General features: G+C 58.0%; 26 protein-coding genes. 10 read left to right on the top strand and 16 right to left on the bottom strand.

Annotation, left to right across the window (positions count from 1 at the left end; translation table 11 throughout):
* The first annotated feature begins 187 nt into the window (after positions 1-187).
* From LJ738_RS18155 to LJ738_RS18140, 4 genes are all read left to right on the top strand, one after another.
* Positions 188-1,006 (top strand): energy transducer TonB, encoded by an 819-nt coding sequence (locus LJ738_RS18155; protein ID WP_227787780.1) that lies wholly within the window; start codon positions 188-190, stop codon positions 1,004-1,006.
* A gap of 188 nt (positions 1,007-1,194) precedes the next feature.
* A complete protein-coding gene (locus LJ738_RS18150) occupies positions 1,195-1,467 on the top strand; it encodes a hypothetical protein (protein WP_227787779.1) in 273 nt (90 codons plus the stop codon).
* Positions 1,460-2,455, top strand: a complete 996-nt coding sequence (locus LJ738_RS18145; protein WP_227787778.1) for a PstS family phosphate ABC transporter substrate-binding protein — start codon at positions 1,460-1,462, stop codon at positions 2,453-2,455. The genes LJ738_RS18150 and LJ738_RS18145 overlap by 8 nt, the downstream gene beginning before the upstream one ends.
* Before the next feature lie 56 nt (positions 2,456-2,511).
* Positions 2,512-4,152 (top strand): tetratricopeptide repeat protein, encoded by a 1,641-nt coding sequence (locus LJ738_RS18140; RefSeq protein WP_227787777.1) that lies wholly within the window; start codon positions 2,512-2,514, stop codon positions 4,150-4,152.
* Positions 4,153-4,228: 76 nt separating this feature from the next.
* On the opposite strand, the gene LJ738_RS18135 is transcribed toward LJ738_RS18140, so the two are convergent.
* The 14 genes from LJ738_RS18135 to LJ738_RS18070 all read right to left on the bottom strand — a co-directional run bounded on the left by LJ738_RS18135 (position 4,229) and on the right by LJ738_RS18070 (position 17,803).
* The gene (locus LJ738_RS18135; protein ID WP_227787776.1) at positions 4,229-5,290 is read right to left on the bottom strand and encodes an RluA family pseudouridine synthase; all 1,062 of its coding nucleotides are present in this window, start codon (positions 5,288-5,290) and stop codon (positions 4,229-4,231) included.
* A gap of 74 nt (positions 5,291-5,364) precedes the next feature.
* Positions 5,365-5,994 carry an OmpH/Skp family outer membrane protein gene (locus tag LJ738_RS18130; RefSeq protein ID WP_227787775.1) on the bottom strand — a complete coding sequence of 210 codons (630 nt, stop codon included), beginning with the start codon at positions 5,992-5,994 and terminating at the stop codon, positions 5,365-5,367.
* A 49-nt stretch (positions 5,995-6,043) separates the two neighbouring features.
* Positions 6,044-6,727 (bottom strand): OmpH/Skp family outer membrane protein, encoded by a 684-nt coding sequence (locus LJ738_RS18125; RefSeq protein WP_227787774.1) that lies wholly within the window; start codon positions 6,725-6,727, stop codon positions 6,044-6,046.
* A gap of 38 nt (positions 6,728-6,765) precedes the next feature.
* The gene (gene bamA, locus LJ738_RS18120) at positions 6,766-9,291 is read right to left on the bottom strand and encodes an outer membrane protein assembly factor BamA (protein WP_410779927.1); all 2,526 of its coding nucleotides are present in this window, start codon (positions 9,289-9,291) and stop codon (positions 6,766-6,768) included.
* A gap of 9 nt (positions 9,292-9,300) precedes the next feature.
* The gene (gene uppS / locus LJ738_RS18115) at positions 9,301-10,047 is read right to left on the bottom strand and encodes an undecaprenyl pyrophosphate synthase (RefSeq protein WP_227787772.1); all 747 of its coding nucleotides are present in this window, start codon (positions 10,045-10,047) and stop codon (positions 9,301-9,303) included.
* A 131-nt stretch (positions 10,048-10,178) separates the two neighbouring features.
* The gene (porG, locus tag LJ738_RS18110; protein ID WP_227787771.1) at positions 10,179-10,934 is read right to left on the bottom strand and encodes a type IX secretion system protein PorG; all 756 of its coding nucleotides are present in this window, start codon (positions 10,932-10,934) and stop codon (positions 10,179-10,181) included.
* A gap of 41 nt (positions 10,935-10,975) precedes the next feature.
* Positions 10,976-11,878 carry a DUF6089 family protein gene (locus tag LJ738_RS18105; RefSeq protein WP_227787770.1) on the bottom strand — a complete coding sequence of 301 codons (903 nt, stop codon included), beginning with the start codon at positions 11,876-11,878 and terminating at the stop codon, positions 10,976-10,978.
* Between the two features lie 138 nt (positions 11,879-12,016).
* Positions 12,017-12,910 carry an NAD kinase gene (locus LJ738_RS18100; protein WP_068189361.1) on the bottom strand — a complete coding sequence of 298 codons (894 nt, stop codon included), beginning with the start codon at positions 12,908-12,910 and terminating at the stop codon, positions 12,017-12,019.
* A 79-nt stretch (positions 12,911-12,989) separates the two neighbouring features.
* On the bottom strand, positions 12,990-14,420 hold the full coding sequence (locus tag LJ738_RS18095; RefSeq protein WP_227787769.1) for a POTRA domain-containing protein: 1,431 nt from the start codon (positions 14,418-14,420) through the stop codon (positions 12,990-12,992).
* 33 nt (positions 14,421-14,453) lie between these two features.
* A complete protein-coding gene (locus LJ738_RS18090) occupies positions 14,454-15,128 on the bottom strand; it encodes a CBS domain-containing protein (protein WP_068189375.1) in 675 nt (224 codons plus the stop codon).
* 135 nt (positions 15,129-15,263) lie between these two features.
* Entirely contained in the window at positions 15,264-16,046 is a 783-nt protein-coding gene (locus LJ738_RS18085; protein ID WP_227787768.1) for an alpha/beta fold hydrolase, read from the bottom strand.
* The gene (locus LJ738_RS18080) at positions 16,012-16,653 is read right to left on the bottom strand and encodes an anthranilate synthase component II (protein WP_227787767.1); all 642 of its coding nucleotides are present in this window, start codon (positions 16,651-16,653) and stop codon (positions 16,012-16,014) included. Before LJ738_RS18080 ends, LJ738_RS18085 begins: the two co-directional genes overlap by 35 nt.
* A gap of 72 nt (positions 16,654-16,725) precedes the next feature.
* Positions 16,726-17,256 (bottom strand): CvpA family protein, encoded by a 531-nt coding sequence (locus tag LJ738_RS18075; RefSeq protein ID WP_227787766.1) that lies wholly within the window; start codon positions 17,254-17,256, stop codon positions 16,726-16,728.
* Positions 17,257-17,341: 85 nt separating this feature from the next.
* A complete protein-coding gene (locus LJ738_RS18070) occupies positions 17,342-17,803 on the bottom strand; it encodes a GatB/YqeY domain-containing protein (RefSeq protein WP_068189393.1) in 462 nt (153 codons plus the stop codon).
* 262 nt (positions 17,804-18,065) lie between these two features.
* Between LJ738_RS18070 and LJ738_RS18065 the strand changes: the two genes are divergently transcribed.
* The 3 genes from LJ738_RS18065 (at position 18,066) to LJ738_RS18055 (ending at position 22,419) form a co-directional block, all read left to right on the top strand.
* Positions 18,066-18,791 (top strand): pyridoxine 5'-phosphate synthase, encoded by a 726-nt coding sequence (locus LJ738_RS18065; RefSeq protein ID WP_227787765.1) that lies wholly within the window; start codon positions 18,066-18,068, stop codon positions 18,789-18,791.
* Positions 18,792-18,863: 72 nt separating this feature from the next.
* A complete protein-coding gene (mnmH, locus tag LJ738_RS18060) occupies positions 18,864-19,895 on the top strand; it encodes a tRNA 2-selenouridine(34) synthase MnmH (RefSeq protein WP_227787764.1) in 1,032 nt (343 codons plus the stop codon).
* Positions 19,896-20,064: 169 nt separating this feature from the next.
* Positions 20,065-22,419 carry a T9SS type A sorting domain-containing protein gene (locus LJ738_RS18055; RefSeq protein WP_227787763.1) on the top strand — a complete coding sequence of 785 codons (2,355 nt, stop codon included), beginning with the start codon at positions 20,065-20,067 and terminating at the stop codon, positions 22,417-22,419.
* A gap of 87 nt (positions 22,420-22,506) precedes the next feature.
* On the opposite strand, the gene LJ738_RS18050 is transcribed toward LJ738_RS18055, so the two are convergent.
* Positions 22,507-23,505, bottom strand: coding sequence for an AAA family ATPase (locus tag LJ738_RS18050; RefSeq protein ID WP_227787762.1), 999 nt, complete (start codon positions 23,503-23,505; stop codon positions 22,507-22,509).
* A 444-nt stretch (positions 23,506-23,949) separates the two neighbouring features.
* Between LJ738_RS18050 and LJ738_RS18045 the strand changes: the two genes are divergently transcribed.
* The 3 genes from LJ738_RS18045 to LJ738_RS18035 all read left to right on the top strand — a co-directional run bounded on the left by LJ738_RS18045 (position 23,950) and on the right by LJ738_RS18035 (position 25,357).
* Positions 23,950-24,171 carry a PID-CTERM protein-sorting domain-containing protein gene (locus LJ738_RS18045; RefSeq protein ID WP_227787761.1) on the top strand — a complete coding sequence of 74 codons (222 nt, stop codon included), beginning with the start codon at positions 23,950-23,952 and terminating at the stop codon, positions 24,169-24,171.
* 87 nt (positions 24,172-24,258) lie between these two features.
* The gene (xrtX, locus tag LJ738_RS18040) at positions 24,259-24,819 is read left to right on the top strand and encodes an exosortase X (protein ID WP_227787760.1); all 561 of its coding nucleotides are present in this window, start codon (positions 24,259-24,261) and stop codon (positions 24,817-24,819) included.
* A 16-nt stretch (positions 24,820-24,835) separates the two neighbouring features.
* On the top strand, positions 24,836-25,357 hold the full coding sequence (locus tag LJ738_RS18035) for an XrtX-associated membrane protein (RefSeq protein ID WP_227787759.1): 522 nt from the start codon (positions 24,836-24,838) through the stop codon (positions 25,355-25,357).
* Positions 25,358-25,836: 479 nt separating this feature from the next.
* On the opposite strand, the gene uxuA is transcribed toward LJ738_RS18035, so the two are convergent.
* On the bottom strand, positions 25,837-26,496 hold a 660-nt coding region (gene uxuA, locus LJ738_RS18030; protein ID WP_227787758.1), incomplete at its 5' end, for a mannonate dehydratase.

The raw sequence follows: 26,496 nt of genomic DNA, 5'->3' as shown, positions 1-26,496 counted from the left end.
ATTGGGCCTCACGGCTCGGTCCGGGGTTTTTCTTTAGGCATGCCGCCCACAAGCACAACAAGATTTATGTATGCTTGCATACTAATTTAAATCAGCAAGTCGTTGTGCTGGAGCAAGCCAGTAGCGGAGGGCCCCCGCCTGCGTGGCTTGGGTTTGATTTCTCTCACTTCAACCCATTGCTGCCTCTATGTTCTCGCTCCTCACTCATGGCTCGCTCGATGACATCGTCTTCGAGGGCCGCAACCAAGCCTATGGCGCTTTTCAGCTGCGCCGCTCCTACCAGCGCCATTTAGGCTCGGCGCTGCTCATCGCCGTCACGGCTTGCGCGGTGCTGTTTCTGCTGCCGTTAGCTATTCGCTACTTCTTGCCGGAGGTAGTTGTGGCGCCCCCACTTTTTTCTGGGTCGGAACCAGCTCAACCCAAAATTTACGAGTTGCCGAAAGTGAAGCCAGTGCTGCCACCGGCTGCTAGCCACCCCGCCGTCACGGTTACGCCCCATGCCGAGATTAAAACCCATGTGGTGCCCGACCCTGAGGTAAAGCCCACCGTGGAATCAACCTTGCCACAGGATGTGGGCAAGGCTGGCCCAGTCACGCCGGGAGCCGAGAACTCAACCGGGGCTAGTGCAGGAAATGGCCCGGCTACTGCACCGGGAGTAGACTCCGCAAAGCCAACAGTTGAGCCAGCCCCGGCGCCGGCCCTGACGGCCGAGGTGATGCCCGACTTCGTGGGCGGCCGCTCGGCCCTGCAGCGCTACTTGCAGAAGCACTTGCGCTACCCGGCGGCCGCGTTGGCCGCCCAGGTTTCGGGCAAGGTTTACGTGACCTTCGTGGTGCAGGCCGATGGCTCCATTGGCGATGTGGTGGTGCTGAAGGGATTGGGCTACGGTACGGAAGAAGCGGCGGCCCGGGTAGTGCGCGAAATGCCTGCTTGGACGCCCGGCATACAAAACCATCATTCGGTCCCCGTCCGGTTCACGCTGCCCATCACATTCCAATACGAATAGGCGCGCAGGCTTCCGCTAGCACCAAAAGGAAAGCGCGTGACGAAAGCCGAAAGTTGGCCGCAGCTATGAAAAGCGGCTAATTTTCGGCTTTTTTGTGCACCGGTTCAGGGATAGTCTACTAACCGGCCGAACCTTTAGGGGGCGGTTGTTGGTTTTATAACATATTCATTCTTAAATTTTTCCTGTTTATGCTCAACATTCCAACGACCGAAGAACGGCTCGGCAAGTCGCCCCAACGGCTAGTGCGTTACTTTGTGCTGGCGATGGCTCTGGTATATATAGGACTAGGCATCTGGCTATGGTGGTCGGCCGACCAGCCAGCGGGAGGAGGCCTGTTGCAACTAGGCCCCACCGCCCGCCGCGTATTGGGCACGGTATTCTTCCTTTACGGATTGCTCCGGTTCGGCCGGGGCTTTCAGACTCACTTTCGTAAAAACACTTCTTCCAACGACCATGACTAAGCGTGCTCACCTTCTGACCACCGGCGCCGCTGCGGTAATGGCCGGTGCCTTCACTGTTGCCGCCTGCAATGGGCCCGGCTCACCGGGGGCACAGGACACACCCACCAGTGGCACCGTGGCCGTGAGCGTCGACGAGACCTTCGCCCCCATCCTGCAGGCGCAGATAGACACGTTTTCGAAGCTCTATCCCAACGCGCACGTTAAGATGAGCTTCCAGCCCGAAGAAAAGGTGATGCTGGACCTCATCAACGACAAGGTGAAGGTGGCCGTGGTAGCCCGCGAGCTGAACGCAGAGGAAAAGGCCGATTTTGTGAAGCAGAACATCATCCCGCGCACCACACGCATTGGCATCGATGGCTTGGCCATTGTGGTGAACCGCGCCAACCCGGACTCGCTGTTGACGGTAGCCCAACTGGCTGACATCTTCACCGGGAAAATCAGCAACTGGAGCCAGGTAAGCGGCAAGAAGGGCTTGGCCGCCATCAACGTGGTATTCGATGCGAACCGCAGCAGCACCGCTCGCTTCGTGCGCGACTCCGTGACGCACGGCAAACCCTTGACTACGCGGGTATTCGCGGCATCATCGAATCCGGGGCTGCTGGACTATGTTTCCACGCATCCAAATGCCATTGGCATTGTGGGGGTGAATTGGATTTCTGACCGGGACGACCCGACCGCCATGAAGTTTGCCAACAAAGTGCGCGTGGCCAGCATCACGGCCCGGCCCAACCCCAAGCCCAACGATTACATTCAGCCTTACCAAGTGTACTTGGCCGAGAAGACGCCGGAGCAAATGGCTCAATACCCCGATTTGCAGAATTACCCGCTTCGGCGCAACCTTTACGTCATTAGCCGGGAGGCGCGCGCGGGATTAGGCACGGGGTTTGCATCCTTCGTGGCAGGCAAAAATGGGCAGCTGATATTTCAAAAATCAGGTCTGTTGCCAGCTCAGATGCAGGCCCGCATCATGACTACCCCTAAACTGTAAGCGCCTTTTGCGCGTACCAACTTTTACTACAAGCTTTTTCATCATTCCCTTTTACTATGAGTTTCAAGCCCTGGAAACAGCCGCTGCTCGTTGCTATCGCCATGATAGCCGGCACTACGGCAGCCACCGCCCAAAACGTGCAAACAGCCCAACGCGCCATTGAGCTGGGTCGTTTCAACGAAGCCCGCGCTATGTTGCGTCCCGGCTCTTCGCCTGAAGCCGCCTTCGAACTTGGCCGTCTGTACCAGATGCGCGACATGCCGGACTCGGCTGCTTTTTACTTCAACAGAGCCTCTGGCACTTCGCCTTTTGGCAAAGTAGCGGCCGGGCGTGCCCTGTTGGCCAAGGGCGAAGTGGGCCCAGCCGAAGCTCAGTTTGACGCGGCCGCAAAAGCCACGAAAAACAAAGACGCCAAAGTTCTGACCATGATTGCGCAGGCTTACGGCGAGTCTGACGTGAAGGACATCAGCAAAGCCCAGAACTATTTGAATACTGCCCAGACCGTCCTGAAAAAGGACGACCCGGCGCTGATGGTTGCTCGCGGCGACGTGTTCTTGCATTCGGACCAAGGCGGTGGCGAGGCCATGACTAGCTACGACCGTGCCATTGCTACCAACCCAAGCTATGCCCAGGCCTATTACAAAAAAGGTGCGCTGAGCGTGCGTTCGCGCAACTTCAACGCTGCCCGGGAGAGCCTGAACAAAGCCGTTGAGCTGGACCCCAGCTACGCTCCTGCTTACCGCGAGCTGGCTGACATGTACTACTACGCCGGCCAGTACGACCTCGCCCTGAGCAGCTTCCAGAAGTACATTGGCCTAGCCGAGAAGTCGCCGGCTACCGATGCTCAGTATGCATCGTTCCTGTACCTGACCAAGAAGTATCCCGAGGCATTGGCCGAGGTGAACAAGGTGTTGCAAAGCGACCCCAAGAACCTCACGATGAACCGTCTAAAGCCCTACCTGTTGTATGAAACCGGTGATTTTGCCGGTGCTGCCACGGCGATGGATGCCTATCTGAAAGTAGCTCCTGCGGATAAGCTTATCGCTGAAGACTACGCTTACCAGGCCAAAATCATGAGCAAAACCGGCCACGGCCCTGAGGCAGTTACGCTTATCAAGCAAATTATTGCCAAAGACCCTTCCAAAGGCTGCGACCTGCAGAACGACCTGGCAGCTATCTATGCCAACCAGAAGGACTACAAAGGCGCTGTTAGCGTTTATAAGTACAAACTGACCAGCTGCAAAGGCGACCTCACGGACCAGTTCCGCTTGGCCACTGCCCTCACCGGCGACAAGCAGTACACCCGCGCCGATAGCGTGTACAACATCATCCTCACCGCTAAGCCTACGTATGCTCCCGGCTACTTGGCCCGCGCCAAAGTGAATTCGTACATCGACCCCGAAGCCAAACAGGGCTTGGCCAAGCCTTACTATGAGAAATACATCGAGCTGTCGAAAGCTGAAGGCGCTGACCCTGCCAAGTTCAAGGAAGGCGTTGTAGAAGCCAACGGTTACCTCGGTGTGTATAACTTCCAGAAAGGCGACAAAGCTGCTGCGTTGAGCTACTTTGAGCAAGTGCTGGCCATGGACCCCGAGAACAAGGGCGCTGCTAACAACATCAGCATCCTGAAGGCAAAGCCCCGTGCTACAACCACTGCTAAGAAAACGACGACCAAGACTACTGTTAAGAAAAAGTAGTTGAGCCGAGCAGATGCATAAAAAAGCCCCGACGTGATACGTCGGGGCTTTTTTATGCATTACAATTTCGCAGAAGCTACGAAGCCGATGCCCACGCCCGCCACTTCTCGAGTACCGCGGCAAAATCATCTGGAAGTTCCACCTCAAAGAATATCTGCTTGCCCGAAGTAGGGTGCACAAAACCCAGGGAGCGCGCGTGCAACGCTTGCCGTGGCATCAGTTGAAAGGCATTCTCGACAAACGTCCGGTAGCTGCCCGTATTTTGGCCTACCCGAATGCGGTCGCCCCCATAAGTAGCATCCGAAAAGAGCGGGTGGCCGATGTGCTGCATATGGGCCCGAATCTGGTGGGTTCGGCCGGTCTCGAGTACGCATCGCACCAGGGTTACCGGGCCAAAGCTTTCGAGCACCTCATAATGCGTCACAGCGGGCTTGCCTTGCTCCCCACCCGGGTATACCGCCTGTACCTTGCGGTCACGCACGCTGCGGCCAATATGGCCCCGAATAGTGCCTGTTGGGCCGGGCGGCGTGCCCCACACCAAGGCCAGGTAGCTGCGCTGGATGGTATGGTGGAAAAACTGGTTCGACAAGTGCGTCATGGCAAACTCCGTTTTGCCAATCACCAGCAGGCCCGACGTGTCCTTATCGATGCGATGCACCAAGCCCGGTCGTATTTCGCCGTTCCGGCCCGTGGGCAGGTTGGCGAGGTGGTGGGCCAAGCCATTCACCAGCGTGCCCTGCCAATGGCCATATGCCGGGTGCACCACTAGCCCAGCAGGCTTGTTCACAATGAGCAGTTCCGAGTCCTCGTACCGGATATCCAAAGCCATTTCCTCGGGTACTACCCGGTCGTCGCGCGGCGGCTCGGGCAACGTGATGGTAATGGTGTCCAGCGGCTTCACCCGATAATTGGGCTTAACCGGAACGCCATTTACTTCCACTGCCAGGGCACGAATTGCTTCCTGGACTTTATTGCGCGAAGTGTTGCGCAGCCGAGCCTGCAGGAACTTATCGATGCGCAGCAGCTCCTGCCCCCGGTCCACGACGATGCGGTGGTGCTCATAAAGCTCGTCGCCGCCTTCGGTTTCATCGGGGTCAACGCCCTCTAATTCTTCGGCGTCTAATTCATTGCTTATCATACCTGAGGCGTTTACATATGAAAAAAGCCGGAGCAAACGCTCCGGCTTTTCTGCTATCAAGGGGCGGGTGCCGCTTATTTCTTGGTCTTCGTTTTGGTTTTGCTTGCCGCGGGAGCTGCTGCAGGCGCCGGAGTAGCTACCGGACCCGATTTGATGGGAGCGGCGGCACCGGGGGTGATGCCCATTTTCTTCAGCACTAAGTCGGAGATATCGCCATCCTTAGGAGCATGCAGCAACAGGGGGCTTCCGCCACCATCGGAGTTGAAGATGTAAGTGAAACCGTTTTCAGTGGCCACAGCATCGATGTTCTTCTGCAGCTTGTCCAGTGCTGGCTTCAGCAGAGTCTGCTGCTTTTGCTGCAGCGACTGCTCGGCGCTACGCTGGAACTCCTGGATGGACTGTTGCAGGCCCTGCAGTTCCTTCTCTTTGTCTGCTTTGACTACATCCGTCATGGTAGAACCACCCTGCTGGTAAGCCTTCAGCTTGGTTTCAAATTCGCCGCTTTTGCTTTTCAGCTGAGCCGCAAGCTGGTCGTTGTACGTCTTGAGTTCCGATTCAATTTGCTTGCTTTCGGGCATCTGGGCCAACACGTACTGCACGTCGGTATAGCCAATTTTCAAGGGGGCCTGGGCCTGCGCAGAAGTGGCAGCCAGGGTTCCGGCGGTCAGCAGAGCGGCGGCGAGCGTCAGACGAAAGATTTTCACGAGGTTCATCAAAAGAAAAAAGGTCAGAAAAATGTTGGGACAAAGGTAATTACTTCGGGCTCTTCTTGGTCGAACGCGTAGGCTTGGGTGCTGGCTTGTTTCCGGAGGCCGGTTCCGGCGTACCCGAATCGGACTCAAAATTGGGGTCCACCGGAGTTTTAGGCGGCGCTACGGTTTTCACGGCACCTTTTGGGCCGGGCTGGTTGCGGTCTTCGGCGCCCAGGCCCAATTCCTCCAGCACAAATTCGGTGTAGTCGTGAGCAGGGTTGGTATAAAGCATGGTCAAATCACTTGCCTTGTCGAAGACGACCGCCAACTGCTTCTTCTTAGCCACTTTTTCCACAGCCTCAAAAACCTTGTCCTGGACAGGTTTATTGAGCTCCTGCCGCTTCTTAAAAAGCTGCCCTTCGTAGCCAAACTGCTTGTTTTGGTAGGCTTTGATGTCTTGTTCCTTCTTCAGGATTTCGTCCTGCCGCTTCTTCTTCATGGGCTCGGTCAGCACCACTTCTTCTGCCTGGTAGTTGTGGTACAGTTTGTCAAGGTCCTTTTTCTGGGCCTCGATTTCCTTTTGCCAAGTTTCTGAGATGGTGTTCAATTCAGCCTGGGCCTTGGCGTACTCCGGCATTTTGGCCATGATGTACTCCGAATCAACCCAACCGAATTTTTGCGCCCGGACACCAGACGCGACAGTAAGCAACAATAAGGCCAGCAGCAGATAACGAAGGTTCTTCATAGAGAGGAAACGTGAAATGATGCCCGCGTAGTGCCTAACTAGCGAATTTGCTGCCCAATAATAAAGTGGAAGTGGTTGGGGTCCTGCTTGGTGCCCACAGCAGTGCCGACCGGGGGCACCACAGAGTCAAAGCCATGGCCAAAGTCAAAGCCTAGCAAACCAAATGCCGACATGAAGATGCGGGCGCCTACGCCAGCCGAGCGGTACAGCTTGTAGGGGTTGTAGTTGGCATAAGAGTCATATGAGTTGCCTGCTTCAGCAAACGCAAGTACATAGACCGTCGCAGCGGGGTTAAGGCTAACTGGGTAGCGCATTTCCAGCACGTACTTGTTGAAGGCAATGCCACCCGACTGGTTGTTCTGGGCCGTGGGAATGGCGAACGTGCTGTTGGGGTCATCGTAACCACGCAAGCCCACGTAGTCGGTGCCCACCAGGAAGTTGCCGCCGCCGTTGTAGCCCAGGCCCGCGCCGCCCATCTTAAACCGTTCGAACGGCCCAATAGTGCGGTTAGAATTGTAGTTGCCAAGGTAGCCAAAGTGGGCGCGGGTATTCAGCACCAGCTTGCCCACGATGGGCGTAAACCACGAAGCATCAAAAATCCATTTGTGGAATTCAATCAGCTGGCTAGTATTGGGATGGTTGGGATTGAGCAGCGAATACGGCGGGGTCAGGTTAACGCTCAAGCTCAAAGAAGAGCCGCGCCGTGTATAAGTCGGGTTGTCGATGCTATTACGGGCCAGCGTGGTATTGAAGGTAATGTTCGTGGCATAGCCCGTTGCAAAACCGGGAAGTAGCGCATAGTTCTGCGTCTGGTACTGGCTCAGCGATAGCGAATTGCTGAGCGTGAAGTAGTCATCTGGCACGCGCAGCTGGCGGCCCAGGCCCACAGTAGCACTGTTTACCTTAATGAAGCTGCTGGTCGAAGCGTCCAGACTGGTACCGGCACGCTGGATGCTGTGGTTCAGGCTAAACGAGAAGGAGTTCGGCCGCCGTCCGCCCAACCAGGGCTCCGTGAACGAGAGCGAATAGGCCTGATACTGCACGCCGTTGGCCTGCAGGTTGAGAGCCAACCGTTGGCCGTCGCCCGAGGGCACCGGCGTCCAGTTGCGCAGCGTGCCGGCTTTCCGCAGAGAGAAGTTATTGAAAACCAGGCCTACCGTACCAATAAAGCCCGCGTAGCCGCCCCATCCGCCCGACAGGGTTACCTGGTCGGAAGGCTTTTCAACGACAGTGTAGTTAATATCAACGGTGCCATCCACCGGGTTTGGCACGGGGTTGATGCCAATTTTTTCCGGGTCAAAATAGCCCAAAGTGGCTATCTCCCGCTGCGAACGGATAAGCAGTTCCCGGTTGAATTTATCGCCGGGCAGCGTGCGCAAAGTGCGGCGCAGCACGTGGTCGCTGGTCTTGGTATTGCCCGCAATGTTAATATCCTTGATGTGCGCTTGCACGCCTTCGCTCAGGCGCATCTCAATATCGATGGAGTCGCCTTCTACCTTAGTCTCTACCGGGTCGATGGTGAAGAACAGATAGCCGTCATTAAGGTACAGTGAGGAAATATCCTGTCCGGTTGGGTTGTAGTTCAACCGCTTATCCAGAATCTCCTTGCTGTACGGGCTGCCGGGCTTGATGCCTAGCACATTAGCAAGCGTCTTATCGTCGTAGAGGTAGTTACCGCTCCAAGTGATGTGCCGGAAATAGTATTTCGGGCCTTCATCAACCCGAATACGCAGGGCCAATCCTTCATTATCGCGCACCAGTGTGTCAGACACAATGGTGGCATCCCGATATCCCTCAGCATTATAAAATTCAAGCAGCTTCTTTTTATCCTCTTCGTATTCGCTACGCTGGAATTTGCCCGCAGTCAGGAATTTATACGGTTTCCGTTCTTTGGTCTTTTTCAGCTTGCCTTTCAGCTTACGGTCAGTAAACGCAGTATTACCCTCAAACGCAATATCATGGATGCGCACTTTTGACCCCTTATCCACATCAATGCGCAGTGCCACACTGTTCGACAAGGACGAGTCGGCCACTTGTAGGATATTCACCTTAGCATCTAGGTAGCCCTTGTTTACGAAGAACTTGCGTACCTGAGTCCGCGTGTTATTCAGCAAAGCGTCCGTCACCACTTTACCCCGAATCAGGGTAATCTTTTTGGTGAGGTCCTCCGTCTGGCTTTTCTTAATTCCGGTAAAAGTAAATTTTGACAAGCGGGGACGCTCCTTCAGATTGTAGTCGAGGAAAATTTTGTTGCCCTCGATGCGCGCGATGGTCACGCTTACATCGCCCAGAATACCTTGAGCCCACAGCTTCCGGATAGATTTGCCAATTTCTTCGCCTGGCACCGTAATAGCATCCCCCACGCGTAAACCGGTCAGTCCGATAAGGGTATTGGGGTCGAGATAGCGGGCGCCACTTACGGTGATGCCCCCCAGCTCATACCGTTTGGGTTCCCCAGCTCCACCGGGAGTAGCTTGCTGTGCCAGCACCGGGCGGGCCAACAAGCCTCCTAGCACCACCAGCGTCAGCACACATTTTACAAAAAAATTACGCACAACTATCATTACAAAAAATTAAGATACAGCGATTTGCTCACTGGTTTTGCCAAATCGCCGCTCCCGGCGCTGATAGGCCCGAATGGCCTCCTGAAAATGCTGTTTCCGGAAGTCCGGCCACAACAAATCGGTGATATAAAGCTCTGTGTAAGCTAATTGCCAGAGCAAGAAGTTACTAATGCGCTGCTCACCACTAGTACGAATCAGCAGTTCCGGGTCGGGCATTTTGGCTGTTACCAAGTAGCTTGCCACGGTAGCTTCCGTTACATCGGCGGGCTTGAGCTGGCCGCTGGCCACATCGATGGCCATCCGCTTGGCCGCTTGGGTCAAGTCCCAACGACCGCTGTAGCTCAAGGCTAGCACCAGGGTCATGCGGGTACCGTCTTTGGTCAGCTCCATGGCTTCGGCCAACTCCCGCTGGCAGTTACTAGGCAGGGTGCTGATATCGCCAATGGCTTCTAAACGAATGCTGTTTTTGAGCAACGTAGCCGTTTCCTGGCGGATAGTATGCACCAGCAACTGCATCAAGGCCATTACCTCCAAGGCAGGCCGGTTCCAGTTTTCCGTCGAGAAGGCATAAAGCGTCAGGTAGCGCACGCCGAGTTCGGCCGCTTCTTCCACAGTCTCGCGCACGGCGGTGATGGCGCTTTGATGCCCAAACACGCGCAAGCCGCCCCGCTGCTTGGCCCAGCGCCCGTTACCATCCATGATAACAGCCACGTGGGCAGGAATATTATGAGTATCTATTTCGGCCTTGCCGGTCATTCTTGCGGTTTCGCTAAAAGAGCCCGCAAGTTACGGAAATGGTTGCATTTAGCAGCCGAGGAAGAGGAGAGAACAAACCACAGGATTGGGCCATTCTCCCCTGTTCACCTGCCATTACTCCAAGACGCCTACTACTTCAGTAGGTGTTCGTTGTTTTTATATTGGTCGGGGCAGAGGATTTTATAGAAAGTATAAGACAAGCTTACCCCGCTGTAATAGTACCAGTCTTGGTCATGAGGATTTACCAAGAGCGGGTCTTGGTCAGACAGATGGTCCAGATTGTCCGTGAATGCTTTGCGGACACCCGCCTCCAAACCAAGATTGATGTGTTGTGAAAGCGCATACTTGATTCCTGCCCCTGCCGGTATGGCAAAACCCAACATTGAGCCCTTCCGATTGAACGCTTCGCCGAGCAACGCATTATTGGTTACCGTGGTGGTATTGGCATAAAATGCGGCAACCCCCACGAACAAGTAAGGCGTAAAATGAATCTTGTTCGTGCGGAGGTGATAGTCCATGAAGTTATACTCCATCACCGCCGATGCCTCCAACAGGCTTCCCTTCGTATTTGCCTGCCGGTAATTCTGCAACGGCGGCACGCCGCCATTCACACCGGTGACGTTGTCGTCGGCCGCGCGCAGTAAGCCCGCTGTAAAAGCCCCACGCAGGGTAATGGGCACCGATACATCCCGCCGATAGAAGGCCGTAAATGCAGGCCGATTATTCTTCAATTGATAGTTAGGAGAAATTTCCCCACGGTAATTGGTAGCGCCAATTCCTATCCCTAACTCACTCGTGCTTTGAGCGGTAGCATCTGCACAAAAAAACGCACTCCCCGCTTGCATGAGGCAAACGAGGAGTGCGCTTTGGAAAACTGACTTCGTCATTCAAACTGACTGTAGAGTAAAAAATCAGCCAGCAAGGTAGGCTAGCGGAACTTGGGGTTCTTGATGCGGGGCGTCAAAATGTAGTTCAACGTCACACCGGTAACGATGTACCAGTCGGTCTTATTGCCTTTGTCGCCACGTATCTCACCAGGAGCGTCAAAGCCGGGGAAATTGGTACGGTCTCTGGTGATAAAGTGCCCAAAGTATTGAGCAGCAGGTGTAGACAAAGCCGACACAGGAGCAAATTTACCACCTACGTCATCGATGTAGTCGGTAAACGTTTTGCGCCATCCGATTTCCAAGCTGGCGTCAAAGTTCCGGTTGATGCGGTAGCGAATACCACCACCAAAGGGAATCGAAATTTGGGTTTTGCTATAAGCGGAAGCTTGCCCTTCGGTCTTCAAGTCTGCCAAGGCAATGTATTGGCCCTCGGACAGGCCCAAGGTGTTTTTTCCCACCAGTCCTTTCGGATTGTTGTAGAAGCCGGCAACGCCTGCGAATACATACGGCACAAAGTCCGGGCGCTTGAGGTAGTTGTTGCGGTTTTCGATCAGGTCAAAAATTGCAACTGCAGAAGCTTCAAACAAATCGTTGCGAAAGCTCATGTTCCGGTTGTAGCGGAATCTGGAATCCGAACCTTGCTCATCAGCGGCCAGGTTATCATCGCCTGTGATGCGGCCGTAGCTAAGGCCGAACCGGCCTGAAAGACGCGGGTAAAAACGACGGGTGATAGAAACACCAGCACCTACGCGCGTCGCGCCAAAGCGGAGGCTGGTGAAGCTCGTGGTAGGCGTTACATCGCCGAAATAGTTCACAGCGTTAAGGCTGAAGCCCACGGAGTTATACTGCTTCCGCTTACTAAACTGCTGGGCATCGGCATCCGGTGTAGCCACCAAGGCCAAACCGAGCACAAAGGCCGTAGAATACGTGAAAATATTTTTCATAAGGCAGCTAAAATGATGATGCGAAGTTCGGGTATTGTAAGCAGCGCAGAAAGTGCGCAGTTTCAGACAGTGACAAAAGTAGGCGTTAACAGGAACTAAAAAAACTTTCTAATATCTTTTCAATAAGAAATTGCCGAATTACAATTGAATTCCAGAGGGATTACGGCGGTCAAGGCCCCAGTTTAGCTTGCTGCGCAAGGTACTGAGGAAGTTTACATGGTTGAGTTTTACAAGGCGGGCATTGAAGGCTTCGCGGCGAACGGCAATCTGGACGGAGGCCTCTACAGGCAGGGAGCGGGAATCGAGCGAAAGCATGTAGCTGGTGCTACGGCCTTCAATCTCAAAGGAAATCACGCTTCGGTCTGACACCACAAGAGGACGCACGTTCAAATTGTGGGGACATACGGGAGCTATGATAAAATTGTTGGTCTGGGGCAGCATAACCGGACCTCCACAGCTGAGCGAGTAACCGGTAGAGCCTGTGGGAGTGGCTACTACGAGCCCATCAGCCCAATACGAATTGAGATATTCGCCGTCGATGTACGTATGAACGACAATCATGGACGAAGTGTCGCGCTTAAGAACGCTGAATTCGTTCAGGCCAAAGTTGAGCTGACCAAAAACGTCGGGGTCGGTATCCACGCGTATCAGGCTACGCTCCTCGATATTGAAATGGCCTTTATACAAGGCATCGATGGCCTGGGCAATGCGGTCGGGCGTGATGGTGGCGAGGAAGCCCAGCCGCCCGGTATGAATGCCCAGAATCGGGATTTGAAGGCTCCCGACGTAGGTGACGGTGTCGAGCAGGGTGCCGTCGCCGCCAATGCTCAGGACGAACTGGACCCCGCGTAGCGAATCGCCCCGGCGGAATTCGGTGGTGCCCTCGGGCAGGCGCAGGCGGTTGTCGAGGAAGGTGCGGAAGGCTTCGCCAATGCGCACTTCGGCCCGGCGCGCGGCCAAGTCGTCGAGCAATGCCTGAATGGCCGGGGCGGCTTCGTCGTCGAACGGCTTGCCGAGAATGGCGATTTTCATGCGGATAAGGGAAGCGAATTACGTCACCTGGGATAGGAATACGTAACAAATAAATAACCGTCAATGCCCGCCAAAAGCGTTAAATCGGGAACTCCGCTCGAAAAAAGTAGCCGGTTTGGCCCAACCCGTTCAAGGTATATTCGGCGGTAAACACCCGGTCGTAGTAAGTAACTAAGTGAAGCCCGAGGCCAATAGCGCTGAGCAGATGGTTGGGCAAGCGGTTTTGGAGTAAAGTGCTGGGCGCGGCAACGTAGCCGGCATCAGCAAAGATATTCAAGTAGAGCGCTAACGGGATGGTATTGATTTTAGGGTTGCCGAGGGACTGCACCCGAATGGGCTCGGGATGAAACAGCCGGTAAGACAGGCCTTGCTGCAGCAACCCGTAGTGCCGCCCGTCGATGACGTACTCATCGTAGCCCCGCACCAGGTCCTCGTAGCCCAGCGCCCGGGTGTCGGCATAGGCAAGGCGGCGGGTGAGGCGGGCCTGACCGCTGAGGCCGGCGGTGTAGTAAAACCCGTGGCCCAGCGCCAGGTAACGGGCGTAGCTCAGGCGCAGGGTGGTGAGGCTGGGCGTGGCACCATCCAAAAAAACACGGTGCGTGAGGCGAGCCTGGGCATACTGCCCGGTGAGCGGGTAGGCAAAGGTGTTGCGCTGGTTGCGGGTGCTGGTAAGGGTTAGGTCGAGGAACTCGCGCTGGGTGCGGCCTTGGTAATAGTTGGGGTTGTAATAGTTGATGGAATCCGCGATGCGCTCGCGATGATAAGAAGCATCGAAGGCGGTGAGAAACTGAACTGTATGGCGAAAGCGCAGCCCGGCCGTGGCGTAAAATCGTTGAATCGGAAAGCCGTCGTCGGAAGCTAACGGCACCAGGCGGTCGGCCCGCGTGATGTAATCGACGGTGCGGCTCTGGTAGAAGGACGCCCCTACCCCAAGGCCGATGCGACGGTGGGTGCCCAAGCCCGGGGCTTCATAGAATAGCTCATACTTGCGGTTGAAGCCCAGCTGGAGGTTGGCGATAACCTGCTCGTTGCGCCCCCTGAAGTTATTGCGCACTACGTGTACGCCGTAGTCGACGCGGCGCCAGCGGTCAGTGCGCTCGCTCCAGGAGCGCAGGTTGCGGTCGGCCAGCGAGAGGATGGGCACCGGGAAGGTGTACCACCGCTCCTGCACGCCGAACACGATAATGAGCCGACTACCCGCGCAACTGGATTGCACCACCACGGCGTGAAACAGTTGCAGGTTGAACAACCGGCTACGGTTGGCCTCGAGGCGGGCGGGTAGGTCGGCTAGGTCAAGGGTATCGCCTTCGTGAAAATCCAGCTCAGCTCGCAGGATGCGCTCTTTGGTAACGGCATTGCCCCCAAAAAGAATGGTACCAACCACCGCGCGCGCTATTCCCGGGCAGGGCACGATGCGCACCAAGGTATCGGCCGGGGCCACTACCGGGCGCAGCGCCTTGGGCAAGGTATCGGGCGGAGCCAGCCCAACGCCCACACTGGCCAACAGCACCCCTAGTGACAAGAGAATTCCCAGCACCCGATATTAGACGCTCAGGTACCGCAGGAGGGCGTCGTAGCGTTCCTGCTCATCTTCGTTGGCCACGGCCGTGCCGTTAAATTGAGCCGTTACAACGTAGCCAAACCGCTCCAGCGTAGCCGTGATGCGGGAAAGGTTGTCGGTGTTGAGCTTGAGGGTGAGCCGAATGCGGTAGGGGTCCACTTCGTCCTGAGCCACGAGGGCACTGACGATTTTGGCGTTGTTTTCCTCTACGTAGCGGCTGATTTGGGTGAGGGAATAATCCCGTTCCTCCATGCTGAGCACAATGATGCCGCCCTGGCCACCGGCCGGCTGCTGCCCAAAGGCGGCGAGCGCATCGGCGATGGTCACGACCCCGGCGTATTCCTGGCGCTCATCCACAACGGGCACCAGTTGGATTTTATTTTCAATGGCCAGCTCCATCACCCGGTAAAAGTGCTGGTCGGGGCGCACATACGCGTCGGCATAGCCCAGCTGCAGCTCGGAGAGCAGAGTTTCGGGGTCTTCGTAGTCCGCCAGGTCGGCTTCGGTGACGAGGCCACGGTAGTGGCGGTTGTCGAGCACGGGCAGTTGGGCCACGTGAAACTCATCGAGCCAGCGCGCTGCTTTGCCCGCCGAATCGGTGCCCTTCAGAGGCGGAATCATTTCGTTGAGTAAGTCTTCGGCGAGCAGGGCGGGCATATTCTTATTGATTATGAATGTCGAAGAGATAGCAGCGGGCTTGGTGGAAAGGATAGTGGAAAGGCATAAAGACCACGCGGGAGTGGCAGGATAGTAGAGAACAACAGCGGAGTCGGCAGAATGATAACCGGCTTTCTAGGCAGCGACGGCGGGGGCCGTTTCGGTTGTACGCAAAAACCGCCGCAGATAGGCATTGAAGCCGGCGGGGCGCTCCATCATGGGCGCGTGGCAGCAGTGGTCGAGAAAACGCAATTCGGCGTGCGGCAACAAGCGGGCAAACTCGTGGGCCACGGGCGGCGGCGTAATCGTATCGTTCAGGCCCCACACTAGCAGCACGGGCACCGTGATTTTGGCCAGCTCCTTGCTCAGATTATGGCGTTGCGCAGAGCGGGCAATGGCAATGATGCGGAGGCATTTGGAATTGGAGTTGGTGACGTTGAACACCTCATCCACCAATTCCTGGGTCGCGACGGTAGGGTCGTAGAAGGTAAAGCCGACCCGCTCCTGCACGTAAGCGTAGTTGCCGCGCTTGGGAAACGAAGCCCCCATGCTGTTTTCAAACAGCCCGCTGCTGCCCGTGAGCACCAAGCGGTTGACGCGCTGGGCGTTGGTAAGGGTGTATACCAGCGCCACGTGCCCGCCCAGGGAATTGCCGAGCACGGTGAAGTCTGACGGCAGGCCGAGGGCGGCTACGAAGCCTTCGACATACTTTACCAGACCGGGCACGCCGGCTTGGCTCAACGGCATGTCATACACAGGCAGCAGCGGGATGAGGACGCGGTGGTCGGGCGCGAACTCGCGCACCACTTCCTGCCAGTTGCTCAGGGCACCAAACAGGCCATGGAGCAACAGCAGCACCGGGCCGTGGCCTTCGTCTACGTATTCATACCCTTGCTGGTGCTGGCGGCGCAATTCCATCTCGTTTCTCGTCAAATCCCGGCGTTTTGGCAATGATACAACAATGGAGCCAATTGGCCAAAATTGCCAACCCGTGGGGAGTAAGCAGGGCCTCGGGGTGAAACTGGACGCCGTAAAGCGGTAACGTGCGGTGGCGCAAGGCCATGAGTTCGGGAGTGGGGCCGGTGGTATGGGCCAGGGCCAAAAGCTCGGCCGGCAGCGGCTCGCTGACAATGAGCGAGTGGTAGCGCGTGACCCACTGCGTGGCCGGCAACCCGGCAAAAAGCGGCTCGGTAGTATCGCAAAGCATCTGGGCTACTTTGCCGTGCATGGGCCGCGCCGCCCGCACCACGCGGGCCCCAAAGAACTGGCCCAACGCCTGGTGGCCCAGGCACACGCCCAGCATGGGCAGGCGCTGGTAAAAGGCTTGTATCACCGCGGGCATCACCCCCGCCTGGGCCGGCGTGCCGGGCCCCGGCGAAAGCACGATGCCATCGAACTCAATCCGCTCCAGCTCAACTAACGGCACGTCGTTGCGGCGCACCAGCACCTCGGCGCCCAGCTGACGCAGGTAGTCGGCCAGGGTGAAGGTGAAGGAATCAAAATTGTCGAGCAGCAGCAAACGCATATCACAACGGGAAACGAAAGTTGGGCTAAAAAGCACTCGCGCCCGGAGTTCTTTTTAGCCCAACTTTAGCGCTTAGCTTTTTACAAACGCCGAGCGCATTCGCACCAGCAAATCCTGGGCGAAGGGCAGCACGTAGCCGGTGAGCTGCAGCGCCAGCGGAGTGGCCTGCTGCACAATGGGTAACACCTGGGAGCCGGCCACGAGGCCCGGCGACAACAAGTGCAGCCCCGCCAGCCCGGTGCCGTGCAGCAGCAAGCTCAGCCCCACCACCCATTTGATGACCCCGGCGGCGGCGCCCAGCAAGTTGTCGAGTACGCCCAGCGGGGTGAGGTGCACCGCCGTTTTGAGCAGGCCGCCCAGCAAGTGCACGCCCCACATAATGGCCACAAACACCAGCGCAAACGACACCAGCGGCAGCATGCCAAAGGCGCTGCCCACGTAGTGCCGCACCAGCGGCACGGCGGCCGACAGCAAACTCAGCCCGCCTACCACGGCCAGCACGAATGCCAACAGCGACACCACCTCCAGCACCAGTCCGCGCCGGTAGCCCTTCACAGCCCCAATGCCCAAGGGAAGCAGGAGCAGAATATCGAGGGCAGTCATATTGTTGAATGAGGAATTGGGAATGAGGAATGACGAATTAGCCCAATGACTAATTTTTCATTCCTTATTCCCAATTCCTCATTTATTACAGGTTGGTATTGTTGAGCAAATGGCTGAGCACATCGGAAATGCGCTTGCCGTCGGCCTGGCCCGAGAGTTCGCGGGCGGCTACGCCCATCACCTTGCCCAAGTCGGAAGGGCCCTGGGCGCCTACGCGCTGGATGATGTGCACGAGGCGCTCCACCAAATCGGCTTCGGAGAGCTGCTGGGGCAGGAATTCTTCGATGATGGCCAGCTCGGCCAGCTCGTTTTCTTCCAGCTCGGAGCGGAACTGCTCCTTGTAAATGGCGGCGGCATCGCGGCGCTGCTTGGCGGCTTTGTTGAGCAGTTTGAGCTCGGCCTCGGGGGTGAGGGCGGCGCCGTGGGCTCCTTCGGCGGTTTCGGCCAGCATAATCTGCGATTTGATGCTGCGCAGGGTGGTGAGGCGCACTTTGTCTTTGGCCAGCATGGCTTGCTTGATGGCGGCGTCGATGGTGTCTTTTAGCATAAGGTGGTGGGTTGGCGGGTTAGTGCGGGAAAGAATGTGGCAGCAGGCCAGCCGCAGCGGCAAATTGCTGAGGTTGGCCAAGGTATACGGGCCCACGGCGCGCAGCGCTTCGGAGCGGGGGCCGTGGTGGGCGTAATTTCGCCCCGAAGCTACGGCAGCCGGCCCGCAAGCGTAAGCCCAGCACCGCGGAAGTTAAAACCAGCGGACCTTTCTGAACTGTTGTGCTTTTGCCCTCTCCTCCCACTCCATACCCGAACCACCCGTGACCAAGCTCAGCGTCAACATCAACAAACTGGCCACCCTGCGCAACGCCCGGGGCCACAACCGGCCAGATATCCTGCAGGCAGCGCGTGACATTGAGCAGTTTGGCGCCGAAGGCATCACCGTGCACCCGCGGCCCGACGAGCGCCACATCCGCTACCAGGACGTCCGCGACCTGAAGGCCATCGTGACCACGGAGCTGAACGTGGAAGGCAACCCCACACCCGATTTCCTGGACCTAGTGCGCGAAGTGCGCCCCGAGCAGGTGACGCTGGTGCCCGACGCCCCCGATGCCATCACGTCCAACGCGGGCTGGGATGTCATCAAGCACCAGGACTACCTCCAAGATATTGTGGCTGAGCTCAAGGCGTTGGGCTGCCGCGTCAGCATCTTCCTCGACCCGGACCTGGCCTTGGTAGAAGCGGCCGCCACAACCGGCACCGACCGCATTGAGCTGTACACTGAAGCATATGCCCGGCAATACCTCACCGACCGGGAGCAGGCCGTGGCGCCCTACCGCGCCGCCGCCGCCCACGCCGGCCAGCTTGGGCTGGGCGTGAACGCCGGCCACGACCTCGACCTCGACAACCTGGCCTGGCTCAAGCAGCAACTGCCCGAGCTGGCCGAAGTAAGCATCGGCCATGCGCTGGTGTGCGATGCCATTTACCTGGGCCTCGAAAACACCGTTCAACTTTACAAGCGTCAGCTTAAATCAGTTATCAGTTGACGGTGAGCAGTTAACAGTGACCACTGCATCTACTCACTGTCAATTGCTCACTGTTAACCATTTCCTATAACCATGCCCCGTCTTTCTTTGGCCGAGTTCCAGGCCCTGCCCTACCCCATTCTCGACGTGCGGGCCCCCATTGAGTTTGCGCAGGGCCACGTGCCGGGCGCGCTCAACCTGCCGCTATTCACCGATGAGGAACGGGCCCGCATTGGCACCACCTACAAGCAGGTGAGCCAGGAGCGGGCCGTGCACCTGGGCCTGGAATTCTTTGGGCCGAAGATGTCGGCGATGGCCAAACAAGCCCAGAAGCTGGCTCAGGGCAAGGAAGTGCGCCTGCACTGCTGGCGCGGCGGCATGCGCAGCGGGGCGGTGATGTGGCTGCTGGAGCTGGCCGGCTTCAAGGTGCACCTGCTGGACAAGGGCTACAAGGAGTACCGCCGCGAAGTACTGGCTTCGTTCGACACGCCGCGCCAGTGGCGCGTGCTGGGCGGCCTCACCGGCAGCGGCAAAACCGACGTGCTGCACGCCCTGGCGGCCACCTCGGCCACCCAGCCGGTGCTCGACCTCGAAGGCCTTGCCAGCCACAAGGGCTCGGCTTTTGGCGCCATTGGGCAGCCCGTCCAGCCCACCCAGGAGCAGTTTGAGAACAACTTGGCGGCGGCCCTGGCGGCGCTGCCCACCGATGCCCCCATCTGGGTGGAAGACGAAAGCCGGCAAATTGGCCGGCTCACCATTCCGCCCGCCTTGTTTGCGCAGCTGCGCACGGCTCCGCGCTGGGTGCTGGAGGTGCCCCGCGCCGCCCGCGTAGCCAAACTGGCCGCCGAGTACGGCGCCGAAAACCCGGTGGAACTGGCCGCGGCCATCGAGCGGCTGCACAAACGCCTGGGTGGCCTGGCTACCCAGCAAGCCTTGGCAGCGGTCGAGGCCGGCGATTTCGCCCAAATGGTGGAGCTGGTGCTCGATTACTACGACAAGACCTACACCTATGGGCTAGCCCAACGGCCCGGCGAGCCCGACCGCACGTTCGTGCCGGTAGCCGACTGCAACCCGGCCGAAAATGCCGCCACCTTGCTGCAGTCGATAGCCGCCGTGGCCCGTTAGCTCTCGCTTCTAGCGCCTTATAACGGTATAGTACAGCTATGCCTTTGGCTTTTAATGTAGTAATTTGCTTACGGCTTTGAACCAGCCCTTCGCACGGCGGTGCGGCTGGGCTTATCGGTTATTCACTGCTGTTCACTGGTCTTTCTATTCTCCACTTTTCCTCCTTTTCATGTTTACACCTTTACTCGCCCGGCTGAAAAAAGCCAGTCGGTGGCTGCCGCTGGCCTTGCTGCCCTTTGCGGCGCACGCCCAAAACCTGAACTATGGCGCGGCCAATGCCGTGAATGTGGCCGGGACGTACACAGACCTGGGGACCAATGGCACCATTATCGCCACGGCCAATGCCGACGATGCCAACTCCACGGCCCAGAATATCGGCTTCACGTTTAACTACAACGGCACGGCCTTTACGCAGTTCATCCTCAACACTAATGGATTGATTAAGCTCGGCAGCACCCCGCCTTCTACGGCGGCGCTGTACTACGAGAATTTTGGCGGCGGTGTCGGGGTCGACCCCCTCGGGGGCGCCGCTGGGGCGGCCGACATCAACTTGATAATGCCCTTCAACTTCGATTTGCAGGCGGGCACCAGCGCGGCTGAATATCGGGTCCAAACCACGGGCACGGCGCCCAACCGGGTGTGCACGATTCAGTGGAAAAACGTGAGCGACAAATCGGACCCCGCCGGCGTGTCCAACGGGGCGGCGTCGCAGTATGCCAACTTCAGCTTCCAGGCCAAGCTGTATGAGAACAGCAACATTGAGTTTGTGTACGGCACGGCCACGCCTTCGGCAAGCCCAGCGGGCACCCGCTTTCCTAACGTGGGACTGAAAGGCAGCAGCACCGCCGCCAACCAAGTCACGCTGGCGCTGAAAGGCGTGCCCTCCGACCCGTGGAGCAGCACCACCTTCATCAACCAGAACTACGGCCAACAGGCGCACAACATAAGCAAAGACGGCCTGCCAGACGCCGGGCGCACCTACCGCTTTACGCTCGGCGGCATTGCGCCTCCCCCTGCCAACGACGACCCAGCCGGCGCCATTGCGCTGCCGCTGGCTGCCACTTGCACCCCCACCAACGGGACCAACGTGGGCGCCACCACCACGAACCCCGCGGGGTATAGCAACCCGGGCTGCGGCGTGGCCATCAACCCCAAGGACGTGTGGTATAAGTTCACCACTGCCGCGAGCGGCCAGCAAGGCAGCACCGCCGTCACCATCACCGTTACCGGTGCCCCCGCGGGGCAGGTGCGGGTGTTTTCCAGCACGGGCGGCGCAGCCGGGCCGTTTGTATCGGTGGGGTGCTCGTCGGGCCAAGCCAATAATGCCGTCGCCCCACCCTTGGAGTTGCGGGGCCTGGCGTCGGCCACCACGTATTATGTATTCGTGTCGGGGGTTGGCTCCAGCGATACGCAAGGCGCCTTTACCATTTGTGCCAGCATCCTGAACCTGCCACCCAAAGACGCGGCCATAACCGTTCTGTACACGCTGGGCAAGGTATCGAGCAGCTTTGGCTCGCCCGTGACGGCGCAGGCCGTGATAACCAACGCCGGCTCCGCTACCCTGACCAACGTGCCGGTAACCCTGACGGTGAGCGGCGCTACCACATACACCAACACGCAGACCGTGGCCACGCTGGCCGCCGGCGCCTCGACCACCGTGGCTTTCACGTACCCCGTGGCCGGCGCCAGCGGCACCAATACCCTCACCGTAACGGTTCCGGCCGACGACCTGGCCTCCAACAACTCCCAAACCTTCACCCAGACCATTTCGACAGCTTCGCTGAGCTACATTTCCGGGACGACGTTTGACGGCGGGGCGGGCGTAACTTCCGCCGGCAGCGTAATCGCAGTAGGCTACCGGAGCGCGGGAGCTGCGGCCGTCACTTCGGTCACGCCTACGTTCGTGGGGGCGGCCACGACTGGCTCCACGTATCAGGTGCTTGTGTATTCGGCCGCCAACGGCCAGCCTGGCACCGTGCTGTACACGTCGCCGGCCCGGCCCCGCCCCTCGGCAGCCACCGGCGCCGTTGTGACTGACGTAGTAACGGTGCCCAACATTGCGGTAAACGGGCCCTTCTTCGTAGGCATCAAAACCGTGGGAGCTGAAAATATTGGGCTGGCCTACCAGCTGGAAGAGCCGCTGCGGGCCGGCACGTTCTTCTTCACCACCACCGGCACCACCTGGACGGACATCAACACCTCCACGCTCAATTCGCGGCTGGCAATTGATGTAACCCTCGGCGTGGCAACGGCCACCCGCAACGAGGCCCTGGCCGCTACCGTGTCCGTGTACCCCAACCCGGCGCACCAACGCTTCACCCTGAACGTGCCCGCTGGTAGCCTGCGCGCGGCCTCGGCTACGCTGCTCAATGCCTTGGGCCAGGTGGTGCAGACGCGCCAGCTCAACCTCTCCCCGGCCAACGGCGCCGCCGACTTTGACGTGAGCCGCCTGGCACCCGGCGTGTACTCGCTGCAGCTCAGCACCGGTTCCGACTTGGTGGTAAAGCGCGTGGTGGTAGAATAAAACCCCTGGCATTTTCCTCATTGAAAAAGGGCTGACCATACGGTTAGCCCTTTTTTATGAGAATGCAGAAACGAACCCGCCGCCTGCCTAGCTAATAGGCACTTTGCGTAAAATGGCTTCAATTAAATCCTGCGTGCGGATGCCATCGGCTTCGGCTTCGTAGGTGAGCAGAATGCGGTGGTTGAGGACGTCGGCGGCTACTTCTTTGATGTCTTCGGGCAGCACGTAGTCGCGGCCTTCGAGGTAGGCCACGGCCTTGGAGGCACGGTGCAGGGCAATGCTGGCCCGGGGGCTGGCCCCAAACTGCACGGCCTGCGCAAACTCGGGCAGGTCGTAGTCGGCCGGACGGCGGGTGGCAAACACCAGCTCAATCAGGTACTTCTCCAGCGTTTCCGAAATCTGTACTTGGTTGATTTGCTGCCGGATGCCGAAAATATCGGCTTCCGTGAGCACAGGCTGCACGTCTTCCACAAAGCTGAGGTTGGCCATGCGGCGCATCACCTCCAACTCGTCGGCCTTCTTGAGGTAATCGACGTGCACCTTCAGCATAAACCGGTCAACCTGGGCCTCGGGCAGCGGGTAGGTGCCCTCCTGCTCCACGGGGTTTTGGGTGGCCAGCACCAGAAACGGCAGGTCGAGCGGATAGGTGGTCTCGCCGATGGTGACCTGCTTTTCCTGCATGGCTTCGAGCAGGGCGCTCTGCACCTTGGCCGGCGAGCGGTTGATTTCATCGGCCAGCACGAGGTTGGCGAAAATCGGTCCTTTCTTGACCTCAAACACCGACTGGTTCTGGTTGTAAATCATGGTTCCAACAAGGTCCGACGGCAGCAGGTCAGGTGTAAACTGCACGCGCTGGAAATTCAGGTGCAGCACCTTGGCCAGCGTGGAGATGGTGAGGGTTTTGGCCAGTCCCGGCACGCCTTCGAGCAGGATGTGCCCACCGGTAAACAAGCCGATGAGCAGGCGCGTGAGCAGCGGCTGCTGGCCTACCACCACCTTGCCCATCTCGGCAAAAACCTGGCGAATGAGGGGATGGTAGTCGGCGGGGCCGGCCGACGGAACCGGTACGTCAGAAGCGGGATTCATGGATAGGCAGGGCAAAACGACATGTGCAAGGTAGGCACAAGCCCGCTGTACCCGCCGTGCTGGCCCCGATGTCCACGCAGCAGCCCTGCTTGGGCTAAACCGGAAACCCACCCTAAGACATTCTCTGCCCAACGCTTGCCTTGAGCAAGGCCGTGCTTGGTGCAGCAACCATAGCACCCAGCCTGGTTTCACTACTTCCTTGGCCTTACCCGGCACAACCATCATTTTAAAACCAGCCACAACTACCTTGCCGGGGCTTTATTCCGGCACTTATTTACGGTCCAGCGGCGCTGCCAAAACTACTTCCCCGCTGTATGCGTAGTTGTCGAGTATCCAGCCTGCTTATATATAGAATAAGCACCTAATCCAGCCGGATTTACGGGCTATCTTTGTTTCTATATTTGCTATACCAGCCTCCTCAGTTAGCACCCTTAGCGTTCTTGTATGAAATCATTTTTTCTAAAAACTCTGCTGCCGAGCCTATTGCTGGTCTTGGCAACTACTGCACTAGCATTAGCTCAAGGTGAGCCACCAACAGGCGGCCCAACACCTGCCACCCCTCCCGACCCCACGGCCGTGCCAATTGATGGGGGCATCTCGCTGCTGCTGGCCAGCGGTATGGCTTATGGCGTAAAGCGCCTGCGCGACCGTCGGCGCAAAGTTTAGCCCAATAAATATGCAGACCAGGAGCGGCTCTTCCGGAAGGAGGAGCCGCTTTTTGTTGGAAATTGCAGTCCCCTTACCTTGGAGTTTATGCCCACAACTGCATCCGCCAGCCCCGCTCCGACCGGTAACCGGCTCCTGTACCGGTTCCTGCTGATTGCGGCAGCCTTATTTCTGGCTTGGTTTTTTGGCTACGAACAATGGCTGGCCCCCGACGGCCGGCTCGATGCAGCCTTGTGCAATCAGATTACAGCGGCCGGGGTGGCGCTGCTACGGCTGCTGGGTTTTGAAGCGGCAGTGAGCCCCCAGAACGCCTCTCTGGTGATGATGAGCGGGCAACCGGCCGTAATAATCGGCGCGCCCTGCAACGGCTTGGTGCTATATGCGCTGTTTGGTGGATTTGTAGCTGCTTTTTCGGGCCCCTGGCAGCGCAAGCTTTGGTTTATTCCCGCCGGCATGGTGCTTATCTGGTGCCTGAACGTGCTGCGGGTGGCGGCCCTGGCCATCAATCATCACTATGCCCAGCAGTCGGTAGACTTCAACCACCACTACACGTTCACCTTTATCGTGTACGGCTTCATCTTTGGCTTGTGGATGCTGTGGGCCAAGCGGGTGGCCGTTCCCACTGCCCCACAGCTTTCTAACGTGTAACCAAAGCTAAAATCACGTGCTTGAACAACTTGGCTTTAGCCCAACCAAACCCGCGCGCACCGCTTATTGGGCTAGCGTGGGCGCACTGGTAATCCTGTTGTTTCTGATAGGTATTTACGACGAGCCTATACTGCAGCTACTCACCTTGTTTTGGCAAAAAGCACTGGCCGCCGTGGGCTTGCAACGCCAGGCCCAGGCCCTGCAGCAGGGAATAAATGGTGGCATTCTGAAACGCTTCCTGCCCGCGGTGGCGACCTACGCAGTTCTGTACCTCAGCATTTGCCTGCTGCTATTGCGCCTGCTGCTCCCCGCACCGGCTCAGTGGCGGCTGGCACTACGGCTCTATGCCGGCGCCCTGGCCATGTATGTGGCCATGGTGCTGCTAAATAAGCTGACCGGCAACGCGGCCTGGGCCTACCGCCTCAGCCGCCACCTGCTGGACTTTATCGTAAGCCCGCTACCGGTAGCTGCGCTGGTGGTACTATTCAAATCGGGGCTGGGCGCAGCAGCTGGGATTTCAGCTCAGCGCACGACTTAAATAAAAAAGCCTCCCATGTAGGAGGCTTTTTTATTGTAACAGAGACGCAAGTACCTAATACCGTATCCAACTATAGAAAAAACTTATAGAACACCTGCTATTCCATCAAAAACACGCCTTTTATTGGTACTGACGCCTGTTGCTATGCGGAAGTCACGTGTGTGCTTTACGGAATGTTTGTACCCCAGGCTGTACCCAATCCGTGCGAGTGGCTACCGTCACGTCAGTTTCAACTGCTAGCTCATGTTATGAAAGCCACCGGGCACAAAGACTTCAAATCCTTTCGCCGCTACATCCAGGTGACGTCAGATAGGCTACTGACAGATTTTGCACGTGTCTGGGGTGAACAGGACCGAGTAGCGGACAAGGTTTAACCAACTATTTGTGAACCTGGGAATCTTGATATCAAGACAAGGAACCAGCCAGCTTTACCGTTATTAGCTACCTCTGCTATCCTGCAGCCGGCATGCTTAGCTTATTTACACTAGCTCGGCTAAAGCTCGCGAAATCCCTAACTCCAGGCCGCGCAGCTCCGCCAAGCCCCGCAGGCGGCCGATGGCGGAATAGCCCGGGTTGGTGCGCTTGTGCAGGTCGTCGAGCATTTGGTGGCCGTGGTCGGGGCGCATGGGCAGGCTTACCTGGCGCTGGCGCATCACCTGCACCAGCTCGCGCATGACGGCGTACATGTCCACGTCGCCTTCCAGGTGGTTGGCTTCGTAGAAGTTGCCGTCGGCATCGCGCTGGGTGCTGCGCAAGTGAATGAAATGGATGCGGTCGGCAAACTGGCGCACCATGGCGGGCAGGTCGTTGTCGGGGCGCACGCCGAACGAGCCGGTGCAAAAGCACAGGCCGTTGTGGCGCGAGGGCACGGCTTCGGCCAGGGCCGCCACGTCAGACGCGGTGCTCACCACCCGGGGCAGGCCCAGGATGGCATACGGCGGGTCGTCGGGGTGAATGGCCAGGTGGAGGCCCACTTCCTCGGCCACGGGCACCACCGCCTGCAAAAACAGAATCAGGTGCGCGCGCAGTTGGGCCGCATCGATGCCCCGGTAGGCATCCAGGGCCTGCTGAAACTGCGCCAGCGTAAAGCTCTCTTCACTGCCCGGCAGGCCGGCAATGATGTTGCGCTGCAGCTGCTC

This window comes from Hymenobacter plasmatis (genome assembly GCF_020711255.1).
GTDB lineage: Bacteria > Bacteroidota > Bacteroidia > Cytophagales > Hymenobacteraceae > Hymenobacter.
The sequence above is the reverse complement of the archived record's forward strand: the minus strand, read 5'-3'. Positions and strand labels throughout refer to the sequence as shown.